The organism is Enterovibrio paralichthyis, assembly GCF_019209835.1.
Lineage (GTDB): Bacteria > Pseudomonadota > Gammaproteobacteria > Enterobacterales > Vibrionaceae > Enterovibrio > Enterovibrio paralichthyis.
This window is the reverse complement of record NZ_JAHUTS010000008.1, coordinates 215,802-231,846: the sequence shown is the minus strand read 5'-3', so window position 1 is coordinate 231,846 and position 16,045 is coordinate 215,802. Positions and strand designations below refer to the sequence as shown.

Genomic DNA, 16,045 nt, shown 5'->3' with positions numbered 1-16,045 from the left:
GGAGGCGATACATCATGTGTTGCCCATTAAGCGAGAAGATCGAATATACCCGAGAGCCGTGAAGCCTAAGGCAAAGAAATACCCCAATAAAAAGAAAGCCAGTCAGCTTAACTGACTGGCATTAGCCTATGCTCCCTTTTTTTCGGTAATTTGTTGGTTAAATAAGCAATTTAACCGCACACAATATAAGACTTACTCAGCGCCTGCTGCCTGACTTTCTGATGTTTCATAAATCAGTAGCGGATCAGATTCGCCTTTGATTACTGACTCATCAATCACCACTTTGGTAACATCTTTGCTTGAAGGCAAGTCGTACATGGTGTCCAACAATACCGCTTCTACGATTGAACGAAGACCACGTGCACCGGTTTTACGATCCATGGCTTTTTTCGCAATCGCCGTCAGAGCGTCATCACGGAACTCAAGCTCTACGCCATCCAGTTCAAGAAGTGCTGCGTATTGCTTGGTCAGCGCATTCTTTGGTTCACGCAGGATCTGTACCAGGGCGTCTTCGTCCAGCTCACCCAGAATCGCAGTCACTGGTAAGCGACCAATGAATTCAGGGATCAGACCATATTTCACCAGATCTTCTGGTTCAACTTTGCTGAACAAATCACTCAGGGTTGCTTCTTGGTCTTTAGAGCGTACTTCTGCACCAAAACCAATACCGCTGCCCTTCGCTACGCGCTGATCAACAACTTTGTCCAGACCGGCAAACGCACCACCACAGATGAACAGGATCTTTGAGGTATCAACCTGCAAAAACTCTTGTTGTGGGTGCTTGCGGCCACCTTGTGGCGGAACAGATGCGATCGTACCTTCAACCAGTTTCAGCAGCGCTTGCTGCACACCTTCACCGGATACGTCGCGGGTGATAGATGGGTTGTCTGATTTGCGGGAGATCTTATCGATTTCGTCAATGTAGACGATACCGCGCTCGGCTTTAGTTACGTCGTAGTCACACTTCTGAAGCAGCTTCTGGATGATGTTTTCAACGTCTTCACCCACATAACCGGCTTCAGTCAGCGTGGTGGCATCTGCCATGGTAAATGGCACATCCAGGAATCGGGCCAGTGTTTCTGCCAGCAGCGTCTTACCACTACCAGTAGGGCCGATCAAAAGGATGTTACTTTTACCCAGCTCAACGCCGTCTGCCGTCGTGTCACCGTTTCTCAGTCGCTTGTAGTGGTTGTAAACCGCAACAGAAAGCACCTTCTTGGCGCGATCCTGACCGATGACGTAATCATCGAGGTGCGCACGGATCTCTTGGGGAGTCGGAAGCTCGTTGCTGTCGCGCTTAGGCATGACCTCTTTTATTTCTTCACGAATGATGTCGTTACACAGGTCAACACACTCATCGCAGATATAAACAGAAGGTCCAGCAATTAACTTGCGTACTTCATGCTGGCTTTTGCCGCAGAAAGAGCAGTAGAGCAATTTGCCGCTGCCACCGTCTTTTCGCTTGTCTGTCATTCGCTAACCTCTTTAGGCCTTCGCCCATGTTTGCCATGATTTGAGTCTATAACAACTCAGCAGAAATTTCCGAAGGCCGTTTGACTCAATTCTGAGACAGTAAGTGTCAGTACCACCTAACTGTCTCAGAACTAAAAATTAATCGCGTTTATTTAAAACTGCATCGACCAGACCATAATCTGCCGCATCTTGCGCCGACATGAAATTGTCGCGGTCGGTGTCACGCTCAATGATTTCCAGCGGTTGGCCAGTATGCTCTGCCAACAACTTGTTGAGCTTGTTTTTGATCGTCAAAATTTCTTGCGCATGAATTTGGATATCAGACGCCTGACCTTGGAAACCACCCAGTGGTTGGTGGATCATCACACGTGAATTAGGCAGACAGTAACGTTTGCCTTCAGCGCCGCCCGCTAACAGGAATGCACCCATTGAACAAGCCTGACCCATACACACGGTGCTCACGTCTGGCTTAATGTACTGCATGGTGTCATAAATAGACATACCTGCTGTTACAGAACCGCCTGGAGAGTTGATGTACAGGAAGATATCTTTATCCGGATTTTCGGATTCGAGAAACAGCAGCTGCGCAACCACCAAGTTAGCCATGTGATCTTCAACCTGACCGGTCAAAAAGATCACACGCTCTTTCAGAAGGCGGGAATAGATGTCATACGAACGTTCACCGCGGGAGGTTTGTTCGACCACCATCGGCACCAGTGCATCCATAATCGAAGGCATTCCGTTTTTTTCTTGAAAGCTCATAGTGTTATTTCCCTAAAATAAATGGCCCGGATGAAAATACTTCATACGGACCATTGTTATCAGAAGAGTGAATTCTAAGTCAAATGTCCACTCAACAATTCTAGCACTTAAGCTTGAGCTGGGTTCATCAGCTCAGTAAAGCTTTGCTCTTTTTCAGAAACTTGTGCTTTAGCCAGCAGTGCATCGATAGCTTGTTCTTCCAGCGCAACGTTGCGCATGTTTTCCATCAGACGCTGGTCTTTTTCGTAGTAAGCAACTACTTCAGCTGGATCTTCGTATGCAGAAGCCATTTCAGCGATCAGCGCTTTAACGCGCTCTTCGTCTGCTTTCAGCTCTTCAGACTTGATCACTTCGCCCAGCAGCAGGCCAACAACTACGCGACGGCGTGCTTGTTCTTCGAACAGCTCACGTGGCAGCTCTGGCGCGTTTTCCATGTTGCCACCGAAACGCTGAACAGCTTGCTGACGCAGAACATTGATCTCTTGGTCGATCAGCGCTGCAGGAACGTCGATGTTGTTTTTCTCAACCAGACCGTCGATCACTTGCTCTTTAGTCTTGTTCTTAACCGCTTGCTTCAGTTCGCGTTCCATGTTTTTACGAACTTCAGATTTCAGGCCTTCAACACTGCCGTCTTCAACGCCGAAACGTGCAACGAACTCTTCAGTCAGTTCTGGCAGTTCTTGTGCTTCAACTTTGATCAGTTTGATTGCGAATTTCGCCGCTTTACCTTTCAGGTTTTCTGCGTGGTAGTCTTCTGGGAAGTTCACGTCGATAGTGAATTCTTCGCCAGCTTTCTTACCAACGATGCCGTCTTCGAAGCCTGGAATCATGCGGCCTTGGCCCATAACCAGTGCAAAGCCTTCTGCTTTACCGCCTTCGAACTCTTCGCCGTCAATAGAACCAGTGAAGTCCATAGTTACACGGCTGTTTGCTTCAGCAGCTGCGTCAACTTCTGACCAAGAAGCCTGCTGCTTGCGCAGAGTCTCGATCATTTCAGCAACGTCTTCTTCTTTTACTTCAGCCAGTGGCTTAACCACTTCAACTTGATCCAGATCTTTCAGTGCGATTTCTGGGTAAACTTCGAAAGAAGCCTTGAATACCAGATCCTGACCTTCAGTAGTATCAACTGGAGTGAAAGTCGGTGCACCTGCTGGGTTGATTTTCTCTTTGATGATTGCTTCGATGAAATGACGCTGCATCACTTCACCCATCACGTCGTTACGTACTGCTTTGCCGTACATACGAGAAACCATCTTCAAAGGCACTTTACCTTTACGGAAACCATCGAAACGACGATTTTTAGCGATGTTGCGCAGTTCTGCAGTCACAGCATCTTCGATGTTTGCTGCTGGAACGGTGATAGTCAGGTGGCGCTCTAGGCCTTCTGTGGTTTCAACGGTAACTTGCATTGTATTTTTAACCTCAAAACTTACTCAGGGTCACTGAGTGATGTTGCCCGGCATAGCCGGTAGCATCCTTTCGTGCTACAGCGAATCATTCACCATAGCGCCTGTGAATCTGGATACACGGCACATTGTGCACGGTATCGAATACCCTCGATAAACAAGGTGCGATTTTTAAGACGCGCCATTATAGCGGCACCGCTCGGTCGAGTCGAGACGGGTCAAGTCCATCGTCGTGTTTCTGTGAGGTTGGGGCGGGAAATGTGAATTCAAGAGGGAAAGCGAAGATTAAGAGATGCGAGATAGAAGATTAGAGATTAGAGATTAGAGATTAGAGAACAAAGGGGAATCTGAACAGATGGGGAGGAAGAGAAAGTGGCACGCCCTACAGGATTCGAACCTGTGACCCACGGCTTAGAAGGCCGTTGCTCTATCCAACTGAGCTAAGGGCGCACTTCATTTGCACAATCGCGCGAATGCAGGGCAGGATTATAAAGCGACGAGAATCCCCGTCAACGCTTTTCCGTTACCTTTCCCGTCAAATGTTTAATTAACCAGCACGCTTACGCTAAATGGGGAAAGTTTGTCCGTTTTCCGCCATTCAATGTCAAAAGAGCCATTCAGAAACGGATTTCTTTATCACGATTAAATCATTTCATCTCCCGCACTATTGTTCTTTTACCGTCTTAGACCGATATTTCGCACTAATTACATCATTGTTTACCTCACTATGGAGAAAAGGTAGTTGGTCGAGTTTTTTGATATCACCCCATTTAGCTGGGAAGGTGTTTTAACTTGTGCGGTTTGCGGGTGGATATTGGGTTTAGAGCGGCAGCTACGAGGAAAACCCGTTGGGATCCGCACCGCAATACTGATAGTACTCGGCACTTATCTTTTTATGCGTCTGGCTACATCCCTTTCAGACAATTCGCTTGATCACGCCCGCGTGTTGGGTCAAATCGTTACCGGGGTCGGCTTTTTGGGTGCCGGTGTCATGATGGCACGCGATGGGCAAATTCAGGGAGTTACTTCAGCGGCAGTTGTTTGGTTGATGGCAGGCCTTGGAATGGTCATCGCATTTGATTACTGGCGACAGGCTCTGATTTTATGCGGGTTTGTACTATTTGTCCTGGTTGGAATAGATAAGGTTGAAACAACCTTTTCTTCCCTGACTAAAGGTGTTCACAAACGCTGGGAAAGGAAGCGGAAAAAAGACGATATATTGCCTTGAAACGAACAGTAGCGAGGCTTGAGCTGAAACCAAGTCGTTAATCGACATTTTTTGTCGTCACGATTAATTTATCTCACTTTACGTTTCGAGTTGGCGAAATAATAATCGCGCCAAACTCTTCCCAAAAACCTGCGTGTCCTACGCGGGTTTTTTAGTTTCATTCAATCGTCTAGAGAAAGAAATTGCAGCAGAACCCTGTTATTCAGGCTGATCGCAACAGTCCACTTGTACCTGTGCTCAGCCTCAGTTTATTTGCTATTGCATCAGGTTACTTGATGAGCCTAATTCCGCTTGCGCTGGAATCACGCGGTATGTCAGTAAGCCTGGCATCCTGGCTTGCAAGCGTATTCTATGCAGGACTCTTGGGCGGTGCGTTGATCAGTGCACGAATTGTGGGGCGCTTTGGTCACAGAAAGTCGCTGGTCGCCTTTCTACTTGTTGTGGTGGGCACCGTTGCGGTCATGGCCGTGTTCGGCTCAGCACCCGCTTGGTTGGTCGGGCGCTTTATCGCCGGCGTCGCGGTTGCCGGGGTGTTTGTTGTTATCGAGTCCTGGCTGCTGATGGCAGACACAGAAAAAGCGCGGGCAAAGCGTCTCGGTCTGTATATGGCTTCACTTTATGGTGGTTCAGCGCTTGGTCAATTGGGTATCGGCCTTTTTGGCACAAACGATGCTCTGCCACTCATGATTGTGGCATCGATTTTCTTTGCCGCGGTATTGCCACCGGTTGTGTTTAAAAATGGCCGCCCAAAAGCAGTAGGCCACTCAAGTATTAAAGTCAGTGAAATGAAGTTGCTTCCATCAGCCGCTTACATTGGCTGTATCGTTTCCGGCTTGGTATTGGGTTCTATTTATGGCTTGTTACCGCTGGAACTGGAAAGCAAATACAGCCACAGTCAGGTCGGTGCGCTAATGGCAATCGTCATTCTTGGCGGAATGATAGTTCAGCCTTTGGTGAGCTGGCTAAACTCCCGCGTAGAAAAAGCATTGTTGATGGCTGTATTTTGTTTCACAGGCTTGCTGTCTATTGCCATGATTGAGATTGCCACTGTTGCTGGAGGTGTTATGGCGGGCATGTTCTTGTTGGGTGCTTCGGCATTTGCACTCTACCCTGTCGCCATCACCCTTGCCTGTCGAAACGTTTGTGAATCAAAAATTGTTGCAGCGGCGGAGCTTATGCTGCTTAGCTACAGTGTCGGTTCAGTCGTGGGGCCAGTATTAGCCGGCAAAGCAATGCAGGTGAAAGGTGGGCTGATGTTCTATTTCGTTGTCTGCTTCGCTGCAACGCTTCTCTATATGCTGGTATCTACCAAGCGCAACCGTCATACCGGTACTGATGGCGTTGATAACGCTGTATCAATGGATATGTAATCTTTAGCGTGTTTAGCGTGGCTTGTACCCAAAACAACGCCACGCTTTTTTACTTCCTATACCATCCAGATTTCTCTACAAATCACTCTCAAATACTAAAGTACCGCTTCAGACGGCAAATTTCCGTCATGTTTTGAGCGCAAGCCTTATACCAATCCGACATTAATATTATCTTTTTGTTTTTTATCGAAAAACATATTTTCCGTGACGAATGTCACGTTAACAAAAACATAACACCAAACTCATACTGACTAATAAAATGAGCACGCATGGGTTAAAAACACATCAAAAGCCAGACAAAAGAGAGAAAAAAACATGGACTACGGTAAAAATTTGACATCAGGCTAACATTTCAGCCAATCACGACCCCAGTCAACGATAATAATCCATATATATCAGAGAGATAATAATTCTCAATAAAAAATAATTACCAATATTTGTACATTCTGTAACGGCTTCCTAGGCTCCTGTTAACTGTCAACTTTGAGACAGTCGTCACACTACGGGAGATTTGAGCATGTACCTTTTTAAGCGTTCGACGATGATCTTAGTTGTTGCACTATTGACACTGTCAGGGTGCGTCCATATCAATGGCCCACTTGAATACGCCAATGAAAATGAAACCAACACTCCTTCTGTAAATTATTTGCCTGTTGGCATCCCCTTTTTGCTTGGCGGTCACGGCACCAGCGTCCCCCTTACTTCAGAATTGAGCCTAACGGCAAAGCATGTTGCGAAAATAGACTTCAGTGAAGTCGTTGCGTACCATCCAGATTGCGACATAGCGCTTATAAAAGAAGACAACACAGGTAAGAAACTCGCTTCTCTCGGCAAGATTCACTCGCAAGAGAGCATCAAGACTGTCGGTCGTGGACTAACAGGAAAAACGCTTGTCGGAGAGGGCAAGTATTACCAAGACGTCAACTTTGTTGACAGCAAAATGTTTGCGCGCTGCCCTGCGAGCATTACAGATGCCGCAGTGCAATCAGGAATGAGTGGTGGTGGAGCGTTCAACGCAAAAGGACAGCTTGTAGGAATTATCTCAGGGATGTCAGGATCAAGATTTCGAATGCTTGACGGTAGCGAGCTGGGTAACGAACGAACCAGTATTTTTGTGTCGACATACTTTGTACGTGACTGGCTGATCAGTGAAGTAGAACAATTTTACGGTGACACCATTGAGCATCTGGCGGTGACAAAAGATACGTTTACTACAGCCTTCCTCAAAGATTAATCCGGTACTAAAATTTTTAGGTAACCGTGCTTCATCGTTTCGCCGCCCCACAAGCACCATTTTTGAGTTGCAAAATTAGAAACTCCGAGTAACAGCACCCTTTCAATTCCATCGCCCATAGCGCAAACGTTTGCGCTATGGCTAAGTCACACTTTTTTTGACAAAATAGCGGCAGTTAATCTTTCCTAAATTTGTCCAAGGAATAACATGGCCGCTCAAATCATCGATGGAACACTAATATCAAAAACAGTTCGCCAAGAAGTGGCGGCACGCGTCGAAGCACGAAAAGCAGCTGGTTTGAGAGCACCGGGGCTTGCTGTTGTGCTGGTAGGTGATGATCCCGCCTCACAAGTTTATGTTGGAAGTAAGCGCCGCGTATGTGCTGAAGTTGGCTTCGTATCAAAATCCTACGATTTGCCTGCATCGACGAGCGAAGCAGATCTATTGGCTCTTATCGATTCACTCAACGAAGATACAGAAATTGATGGTATCTTGGTTCAACTCCCACTACCGGCTCAAATGGATGCTACCAACGTGCTCGAGCGCATTCACCCTGAGAAAGATGTAGATGGTTTCCATCCATACAACGTGGGTAGATTGTGTCAGCGGATTCCAAAACTCCGCTCCTGTACACCCAAAGGCATCATTACCTTATTGGAAAGATACAATATTCCGCTTCGGGGCAAACACGCTGTCGTCGTTGGTGCGTCTAACATCGTCGGTCGTCCAATGACCATGGAGCTATTATTATCCGGTTGTACAACCACTACCTGCCACCGTTTTACCAAAGATCTTGAAGGTCACGTCCGTCAAGCTGACTTACTCGTTGTTGCAGTGGGTAAACCGAACTTTATCCCTGGCGATTGGGTTAAACCGGGTGCGGTTGTAATCGATGTAGGTATCAACAGATTGGATACTGGTAAATTGGTTGGGGATGTCGAATATGCGGTTGCTGCCAAACATGCCAGCCATATCACCCCCGTACCGGGAGGTGTTGGCCCGATGACCGTAGCAACACTGATTGAAAACACATTACTAGCCTGCGAACAATTCCACTCATAAGCACCAATATCCCTTGGAATGCAGCAGAGTGATCTGCTGCATTACATTGACATATTAGCTGTGTGATGCCACAGAATTACGCCTTACCAAAGTCGGTGAAAATACAGCAGTTTCTTCATCACCCATTTCACCACGAGACAGTGACAGTGCTTGCCTTGCCGCGCGCTCGGCCATCATTTCAATAGGATAACGGACAGTGGTCAACCCGGGATTAAGAAACCGGGCAAGAATTCCATCATCAAACCCGACGACAGACATCTGCTTCGGTACGGCAATGCCATTTTGTTCCAGCACCATCATGGCGCCTGCTGCCATGTTGTCGTTGTAGGCAAATACGGCGGACATATCGAGGGATTTACTCAGTAAGTTGGTCATGGCGCTTTCTCCGCCATCACTGTTGGGCTCCCCGTATTCGATATAGCTTTTACTGAGCGCTATGCCGTTGTCTTTAAGCGCTGCCAGATATCCTTCAATACGCGCCTGGGTATCTTCAATATCCCGCGAGGATGCGATACAAGCGATTTTACTGTGCCCTTGGCGGATAAGGTAGTCCGTAGCAAGGTACGCCCCTTTAAAGTTGTCCAACGCTATACAACGTGTGGCAATTTGTGGGATATGTCGGTTAATCACCACCAGCCCCGGCACTTCTTTCACATACGCTGTCAGCTCTTCGTCGGACAGCCCTTTCGCATGAACAATAATGGCTTCGCAGCGGCTGTTGATCAGAAGTTCCAGTGCATTGCGTTCATCTTCGGCATCGTGATAACCGTTGCCAATCAGGATCTGCTTACCCTGCTCTCTGGCGACATGGTCGATCGCTTTAACCATACTGCCGAAAAACGGATCGGACACATCGGCGACCAACACACCAACGGTGTTTGAACTTTGGCTGACCAGAGCCCTGGCATTCGCATTCGGACGGTAACCCAATTTCGCCATCGCCTTGGTCACCGCTTCAATCGATGCCTGGCTGGCTTTAGGAGATTTATTGACGACGCGTGAAACAGTCGCCACTGAGACGCCAGCTTCTTTCGCAACATCTTTGATAGTGGCCATAGACTTCCTCTTACTACTGGCGTCGGAGACTGAAGAATCAGTGAAAGTAATTACATTCTTTGAAAACTGAAAAGAAACATACCATGCGTGACGGATTGTAATACATCACTTTTTTGTGTTGTTAACGATTACACAGCGTAAGTCACCTTACGCTGTGTTGCTCGCTTAATGATTCAAAAATTGGTAGCGGGTGAAAAAGCGGTAAGCCTTGCCCGGCTGCAGGATACAAGATGCAACCGGCCATTCTGGATGGTTTGGGGAGTCTGGCAAAAACTGGGTTTCCAGTGCAAAACCTGCGTAGTCACGGTATTCGCCACCTTCACGGTTTGGCGTGCCAGATAACCAGTTGCCGGTATAAAGCTGCACAGCAGGTTTATCGGTATATACCACCAGGCTCAATTTGGCATCCGGCGATAACACAGTTGCCACTGGCGCAGACACATCTCGCGCACAATCAAACAGGTAACTGTGGTCGTACCCTTTTGCCGCCTTTTGTTGGTGATCAGTCAAGAGATCCTGACGCAAGGTTTTACCGGCGCGAAAATCGAACGCGGTATCATCAACGCTGGCAAGCTCTCCCAACGGGATCCCATACTCCGTTGTCGGCACGTAGCCATCCGCCGTCAGCGTCAAATGATGGGAAAGGCAGTCTTCCCCGCTGTCAGCCCCCTGCAGGTTAAAGTAAGCATGGTTGGTCAGATTAACTGGCGTGGCTTTATCGGTCGTCGCTTTGTAGTCAATGGTCAGCCCGTTGTCGTCATCCAGTGTATAGGTGACCAACACAGACAGCTCACCGGGAAACCCCTGATCGCCATCGGGTGAAACCAAAGAAAAAGAAACGGATGAGGATGATTGCGCGCTGATTTTCCAGCGACGTTTGTCAAAACCCTCGTTGCCGCCATGCAGACAGTTCCCGGCCTGGTTGACTGCAACCTGATACGTTTCCCCATCCAGTGAAAACAAACCTTTCGCAATGCGGTTGGCATAGCGGCCAACCGTCACGCCCATGTAGCTTTTCTGCGCCTGAAAGTCTGCCATGTTGCTGACACCCAGCAACACTTCACGATGGTCGTTTTCACCGAGAGGCACTTGGCAACTTAGCCAGGTGGCGCCGATATCCATCAGCACCACTTCCATACCCTTTGTATTGGTTAAACACACCAGAGTTGCAGGTTTACCGTCACACGCATTATGCGCGCTCATGGTGTGAGTCAGTGTCGTAAAGGCTCCCATAAAAAACCCTTACTGAGCGTCAACAAGACCCGCACCGGTCATGGCTTTACAGACGTAAATGGAGGCTTTCAGGCCGGTGGCCGCTTCATATTTCTCTTCAACCGCCACTTTTACCGCATCCACCAGTGATGGTGGCACCAGTGACACAATACAGCCACCGAAACCGCCACCGGTCATGCGCACACCGCCCTGCTCGCCGATAACGTTTTTCACGATATCAACCAGGGTATCAATTTCTTTTACTGTGATTTCAAAGTCATCACGCATGGAGGCATGGGATTCGGCCATCAACTCGCCCATCAGGGTCATGTTGTTGTCAGCCAGCGCTTTCGCTGCTTCCAAAGTACGTGCATTTTCAGTGATCACGTGACGGGCGCGTTTCAGTACCACGTCATCCAGTTTGTCCGCTTCAGCATTTAGCTGCGCCAGCGTCACATCACGCAGTGCTTTAACGCCAAAATGACGGGCCGCTTCTTCACATTGTTGACGACGGGTGTTGTATTCACTGTCGACCAGACCACGGCGTTTGTTGGAGTTGATGATCACCACCGCCATGTCTTCCGGCATCGATACAGCCTGAGTTTCCAGTGAACGGCAATCGAGCAGCAACGCATGGTTTGCTTTGCCCTCAGCAGAGATCATCTGATCCATGATGCCGCAGTTGCAGCCCACGAATTCGTTTTCCGCCTGCTGACCCACCAGCGCGATCTCCGCCTGGGTGATATCAAGGTTGAACAGCTCTTTGAAGGTCTGGCCAATCACGACTTCCAACGCTGCAGATGAGCTCAGACCCGCGCCCTGCGGTACGTTGCCGCTCACGGAAAGATCGATACCACCCAGAGCATAGCCGCGGGACAGCAGGCATTTCACCACGCCACGAATGTAATTCGCCCACATTTTGTCTTGCTGGAAGGTAATTTCCTGGGTCAGATCGAACTCATCAACCGCGTTGCCGTAATCGACAGACACCAGACGTACCTGATTGTCGTCGCGCTTTGCCGCCGCAACAACGGTTTGATAATTAATGGCGCAAGGCAGTACAAAGCCGTCGTTGTAGTCGGTGTGTTCACCAATCAGGTTCACACGACCCGGCGCCTGAATAATGTGGGTAGGGAGGTAATGCAGTACTTGCTCAAAAGACGCCTTCACATTATGGATTAAATCAGACATTGGACTTCTCTCTCTAAAACGTAATACCTGAGGCGCGGGCAGCCTTGCCCGCGGCGTATGTTTGTTATTGTTGTTCTTTGTAGTGAACGTCGCTGAGGTCGCGCAGACGTTGTGCCGCCTGTTCAGCTGTCAGGTCGCGTTGGCTTTCTGCCAGCATTTCATAACCGACCATAAATTTACGCACTGACGCGCTGCGAAGCAGAGGTGGGTAGAACAGGGCGTGCAATTGCCAGTGTTCAATGTCCGTGCCCTCTTCAAAGAATGGCGCATAATGCCAGCCCATGGAGTATGGGAAAGAACATTGGAACAGGTTGTCGTAACGACTGGTCAGCTTTTTGATTGCCAGCGCCAGATCGTCACGTTGCGCATCCGTCAGTTCATTCATGCGGCGGATATGGGTTTTCGGCAGCAGCATGGTTTCGAACGGCCACGCCGCCCAATAAGGCACAACGGCGACCCAGTGCTCGGTTTCCACCACAATGCGGTCACCGTCTTTCAACTCTGCGTCTACATAGTCCACCAGCAGGTTGCGGCCGTGCTCGTCGTAATACGCTTTGAGGTTTTTCTCTTTGCGTTCAATCTCATTTGGCAAAAAGCTGTTTGCCCAGATTTGGCCGTGTGGGTGAGGTTGGGAGCAGCCCATGGTCTCGCCCTTATTTTCAAAGGCCTGAACCCACACATACTCTTTACCCAGCTCTTCAATCTGTGCATCCCAGGTATCAATCACGCCACGGATTTGAGGCAGGGAAAGCTCTGGCAGGGTCTTGCTGTGATCGGGTGAGAAACAAATGACGCGGCTCAGTCCACGGGCACTTTGCGCCTTAAACAACGGGTTGTCAGAAGCAGGTGCATCCGGCGTGTCCGTCATCAGTGCGGCAAAGTCATTGGTGAAGACATACGTACCTTGATAATCCGGGTTCACATCTCCGGAAATACGTGTATTGGTCGGACATAAAAAGCAGTTGCCGTCATAGATTGGCAGCGCTTCTGTCGAAGGCTTTTCATCCTGACCGCTCCAAGGGCGTTTGGCGCGGTGTGGGGAAACCAGAATCCATTGTCCGGTTAATGGGTTATAACGACGGTGAGGGTGATCGACAGGATTAAATTCAAGGTTTGACATCATTGGTTTCTCAACACGAACTTTGAAGGATCCGGCGCGCAATGCGCCGGATTATTTATCAATAGCCCTGAGGATTGTTGGATTGCCAGCGCCAGGTATCTTGCGTCATTTGTGCAATGGTACGGGTCGCTTTCCAGCCCAGTTCTCTCTCAGCTTTATCTGTACTTGCCCAGCAAGCGGCAATGTCGCCCGGGCGACGTGGACAAATTTCATACGGCACTTGTTTACCGCAGGCTTCGCCAAAGGCATTCACCATTTCCAGCACGCTGGAGCCCTTACCGGTACCCAGGTTGAAGATGTGAAGGCCAGACTTTTTACCGACCGCTTTCAGTGCTGCCAGGTGACCATCAGCCAGGTCCATCACGTGGATGTAATCGCGTACACCGGTGCCATCGATGGTGTCGTAGTCATCACCAAACACAGACAGCTTTTCACGGCGACCGACGGCGACCTGCGCGATAAACGGCATCAAGTTATTTGGAATGCCCTGAGGGTCCTCGCCCATGGTGCCAGATGGATGTGCGCCCACTGGGTTGAAGTAGCGCAGCAGCGTAATGCTCCAGTCGGATTCCGCCGCAAACAAATCGCTGTAGCACTGCTCTACCATGTGCTTGCTGGTGCCGTACGGGTTAGTGGTTGCACCGGTTGGAGAATCTTCAGTGATTGGCACAATGGCAGGGTCGCCATACACAGTTGCAGACGAGCTGAATACAATGCTCTTCACACCGGCTTTGCGCATTGAACGCGCCAGTACCAGAGAACCATTGACGTTGTTGTCATAGTATTCAAGCGGTTTTGCCACAGACTCACCCACCGCTTTCAGACCAGCAAAATGGATAACGGCATCAATCTCGTGTTGGGCGAATACGCTGTCCAGGAATGCTTCATCACGGATATCACCCTGATGGAATGCAGGAGCCTGACCGGTTAACGCAGCAATACGGTTCAGTACTTCGTCTTTGGCATTGCAAAGGTTATCCACGATCACCGGCGTCATGCCTGCTTCCATCAACTGAACGCAGGTATGACTGCCGATGTATCCCATTCCACCTGTTACCAGAACTTTCACGATTTCGTCTCCTTGGGCGTTTTGCATTTTCTGACGCTGACGCCCTTAATTGTTGTTCCACACAGAAGTGTAAACGTTTACACAACTATATCCTAAGTTGTTTGAGCCAACCAGACACCGTGCAGTTTATTGATTCAATTCAGAAGTTAAAAGTCTAGAAGTGTGAGCGGCATCCAGCTAGTGCCACCCATACCGTTTTTCAGGTCAATCAGTTAGCCGTCACTGCTGCGGCCTTGTGGGGTTCTTGCGCCATGTCGTCGGCCACGAATCCGTCATGCAGGCGGTAGTAGCCTTTGTAGATAAGGGCACTGGCAAGCATCAGGATGGCTGGCAGACCGACCATCATAAACTGCAGGCCAAAGATGGTTGCTTCAGACTGCACCGCGTTTGGCACATAACCCACCACAGACAGGCCAATACCCACGATAAAGCCACCTGCCGCACCGGCAAACTTCACCAGCATGGTCTGTACCGAAAAGATAACGCTTTCGCTGCGGCGGCCGGTTTTGTGCTCACCATAATCCACTACGTCAGCCAGCATCACGGTTTGCAGCGCATTCGCCACGCCCACACCAAACTTGATAGCCGCACCTGCCAAACCAATCAGCAGTGCACTGCCCGGCGCAAACACGCTCATGACCACCAGAACCACACACGAAACAATCGGGAAACCACTGGCAATAAACCACAGGTACTTGCGCGGCAACATGGTCGCAAGGCGTGGGAACAGGAACACACCCGCCACTTCCGCAATGCCCGCCACCATCATGTAAACAGGGAACAGTTCTGCATTGCCAAGCGCGTAGGTGAAGTAGTAGATCGCAAAGCCACCCACCAGCAGGTTTGCAATCTGGAACATAAGTACGGTGCCGATCAGCGCTTTCAGCTGGTCGTTTTTGCCAATGATTTGCAGCACATCCTTGAAGCTGAACTTCTCTATGGTTTTAGCTGGCGTGCTTTTCTCTTTCACGTTGCGGGCAATCAGGAAAGCACTCATCACAAACAGCACAGCAATCAGCATGGCAACGTTGAAGAAGCCCTCACCCTGATCGCCGTTACCCAGCTTGCCAACGATGTGCAGGCCGTAGGTACCGGTGACAAACCATGCGAGGCTCGCAAACAGACGCGGCCAAACCACCAGCTTTTCACGTTCCTGGCGCGAGCTCGACAGCGCAGGGATCATCGACCAGTAAGGGATGTCCATAATGGTATAGGTCAGACCCCAGAGGATGTAAGCTGCTGCGGCATAGATATAAAGCGCAGTGCCTTCAAACATATGGGTACTGAACAGACCTACCAGCACAATGGCGTTCAGCAAGGTGCCGATGACAATCCATGGACGGAATTTGCCGAACTTGGAGCGGGTATTGTCGACAATCACGCCCATCATAGGGTCGGTGATGGCATCAATGACACGGGCTGCCAGGAAAATGGTACCGACAAATGCGGCGGAAAGACCCGCAACATCCGTAAAATAGAACATCAGGAAGATATAAATCGGGGCACAGGCGAAGTCTTTGCCAAGTGCACCCAAACCGTAGGAAAGCTTGGTTTGTAGGGTAATTTTATCAGACATCTTATTATCCTCGATGACCGTCCCAGCGTAATTGCCGGGCGCCATACTGCAGAGTTTTCGTCGTAATTCTGAGACGAATCCTACCTTTGAGTCGCTGACAGTTCTGTGATCGAAGATCTCCAATGGAAACGTTTACACAACCAATTTACCAAAGTGTGACTTGCGCATTAGTTGAGGTGGTGCAGCTAGCAGAACAGGCGGAATACCTGGACACACCTCTCCTTTAGATGCCCGAAATGTTGGGTTAACGATTACACTCGCAGGATGAATGAGATAAAAAAAATCC

The 16,045-nt window shown here is 49.3% G+C and carries 13 protein-coding genes and 1 tRNA gene; 4 read left to right on the top strand and 10 right to left on the bottom strand.

From position 1 onward, the window contains the following. Positions 1–192: 192 nt before the first annotated feature. The 4 genes from clpX to KU854_RS12310 form a co-directional block, all read right to left on the bottom strand. On the bottom strand, positions 193–1,473 hold the full coding sequence (clpX, locus tag KU854_RS12325) for an ATP-dependent protease ATP-binding subunit ClpX (protein ID WP_218358828.1): 1,281 nt from the start codon (positions 1,471–1,473) through the stop codon (positions 193–195). Between the two features lie 138 nt (positions 1,474–1,611). Beyond that, positions 1,612–2,235: an ATP-dependent Clp endopeptidase proteolytic subunit ClpP gene (gene clpP, locus KU854_RS12320; RefSeq protein ID WP_054780406.1), complete on the bottom strand. Its 624-nt coding sequence runs from the start codon at positions 2,233–2,235 to the stop codon at positions 1,612–1,614. A gap of 107 nt (positions 2,236–2,342) precedes the next feature. Beyond that, complete coding sequence (gene tig / locus KU854_RS12315) at positions 2,343–3,644, bottom strand: trigger factor (protein ID WP_218358827.1); 1,302 nt, start codon at positions 3,642–3,644, stop codon at positions 2,343–2,345. 370 nt (positions 3,645–4,014) lie between these two features. Further along, positions 4,015–4,091, bottom strand: a tRNA-Arg gene (locus KU854_RS12310). A 292-nt stretch (positions 4,092–4,383) separates the two neighbouring features. On the opposite strand from KU854_RS12310, the gene KU854_RS12305 reads away from it, so the two are divergent. The 4 genes from KU854_RS12305 to folD all read left to right on the top strand — a co-directional run bounded on the left by KU854_RS12305 (position 4,384) and on the right by folD (position 8,535). Then, positions 4,384–4,869: an MgtC/SapB family protein gene (locus KU854_RS12305; RefSeq protein WP_218358826.1), complete on the top strand. Its 486-nt coding sequence runs from the start codon at positions 4,384–4,386 to the stop codon at positions 4,867–4,869. A gap of 182 nt (positions 4,870–5,051) precedes the next feature. Further along, on the top strand, positions 5,052–6,239 hold the full coding sequence (locus KU854_RS12300; RefSeq protein ID WP_218358825.1) for an MFS transporter: 1,188 nt from the start codon (positions 5,052–5,054) through the stop codon (positions 6,237–6,239). Positions 6,240–6,756: 517 nt separating this feature from the next. Then, the gene (locus tag KU854_RS12295; protein ID WP_218358824.1) at positions 6,757–7,473 is read left to right on the top strand and encodes a S1 family peptidase; all 717 of its coding nucleotides are present in this window, start codon (positions 6,757–6,759) and stop codon (positions 7,471–7,473) included. Between the two features lie 207 nt (positions 7,474–7,680). Further along, complete coding sequence (gene folD / locus KU854_RS12290) at positions 7,681–8,535, top strand: bifunctional methylenetetrahydrofolate dehydrogenase/methenyltetrahydrofolate cyclohydrolase FolD (protein ID WP_218358823.1); 855 nt, start codon at positions 7,681–7,683, stop codon at positions 8,533–8,535. 54 nt (positions 8,536–8,589) lie between these two features. On the opposite strand, the gene KU854_RS12285 is transcribed toward folD, so the two are convergent. From KU854_RS12285 to melB, 6 genes are all read right to left on the bottom strand, one after another. Then, positions 8,590–9,591 carry a substrate-binding domain-containing protein gene (locus KU854_RS12285; protein ID WP_218358822.1) on the bottom strand — a complete coding sequence of 334 codons (1,002 nt, stop codon included), beginning with the start codon at positions 9,589–9,591 and terminating at the stop codon, positions 8,590–8,592. A gap of 165 nt (positions 9,592–9,756) precedes the next feature. Then, positions 9,757–10,824: a galactose-1-epimerase gene (galM, locus tag KU854_RS12280; RefSeq protein WP_218358821.1), complete on the bottom strand. Its 1,068-nt coding sequence runs from the start codon at positions 10,822–10,824 to the stop codon at positions 9,757–9,759. A gap of 9 nt (positions 10,825–10,833) precedes the next feature. Further along, a complete protein-coding gene (gene galK / locus KU854_RS12275) occupies positions 10,834–11,994 on the bottom strand; it encodes a galactokinase (protein WP_218358820.1) in 1,161 nt (386 codons plus the stop codon). A 64-nt stretch (positions 11,995–12,058) separates the two neighbouring features. Beyond that, positions 12,059–13,114 (bottom strand): UDP-glucose--hexose-1-phosphate uridylyltransferase, encoded by a 1,056-nt coding sequence (locus tag KU854_RS12270; RefSeq protein WP_218358834.1) that lies wholly within the window; start codon positions 13,112–13,114, stop codon positions 12,059–12,061. Between the two features lie 58 nt (positions 13,115–13,172). Beyond that, positions 13,173–14,183, bottom strand: coding sequence for a UDP-glucose 4-epimerase GalE (galE, locus tag KU854_RS12265; protein ID WP_218358819.1), 1,011 nt, complete (start codon positions 14,181–14,183; stop codon positions 13,173–13,175). 208 nt (positions 14,184–14,391) lie between these two features. Beyond that, positions 14,392–15,759, bottom strand: a complete 1,368-nt coding sequence (gene melB, locus KU854_RS12260; protein ID WP_218358818.1) for a melibiose:sodium transporter MelB — start codon at positions 15,757–15,759, stop codon at positions 14,392–14,394. Positions 15,760–16,045 lie beyond the last annotated feature (286 nt).

Bases quoted from the DNA above. Each gene is read 5' to 3' on its own strand.
- clpX (WP_218358828.1), bottom strand. From the start codon at position 1,473: ATGACAGACAAGCGAAAAGACGGTGGCAGCGGCAAATTGCTCTACTGC.
- clpP (WP_054780406.1), bottom strand. From the start codon at position 2,235: ATGAGCTTTCAAGAAAAAAACGGAATGCCTTCGATTATGGATGCACTG.
- tig (WP_218358827.1), bottom strand. From the start codon at position 3,644: ATGCAAGTTACCGTTGAAACCACAGAAGGCCTAGAGCGCCACCTGACT.
- KU854_RS12295 (WP_218358824.1), top strand. From the start codon at position 6,757: ATGTACCTTTTTAAGCGTTCGACGATGATCTTAGTTGTTGCACTATTG.
- folD (WP_218358823.1), top strand. From the start codon at position 7,681: ATGGCCGCTCAAATCATCGATGGAACACTAATATCAAAAACAGTTCGC.
- KU854_RS12285 (WP_218358822.1), bottom strand. From the start codon at position 9,591: ATGGCCACTATCAAAGATGTTGCGAAAGAAGCTGGCGTCTCAGTGGCG.
- galM (WP_218358821.1), bottom strand. From the start codon at position 10,824: ATGGGAGCCTTTACGACACTGACTCACACCATGAGCGCGCATAATGCG.
- galK (WP_218358820.1), bottom strand. From the start codon at position 11,994: ATGTCTGATTTAATCCATAATGTGAAGGCGTCTTTTGAGCAAGTACTG.
- KU854_RS12270 (WP_218358834.1), bottom strand. From the start codon at position 13,114: ATGTCAAACCTTGAATTTAATCCTGTCGATCACCCTCACCGTCGTTAT.
- melB (WP_218358818.1), bottom strand. From the start codon at position 15,759: ATGTCTGATAAAATTACCCTACAAACCAAGCTTTCCTACGGTTTGGGT.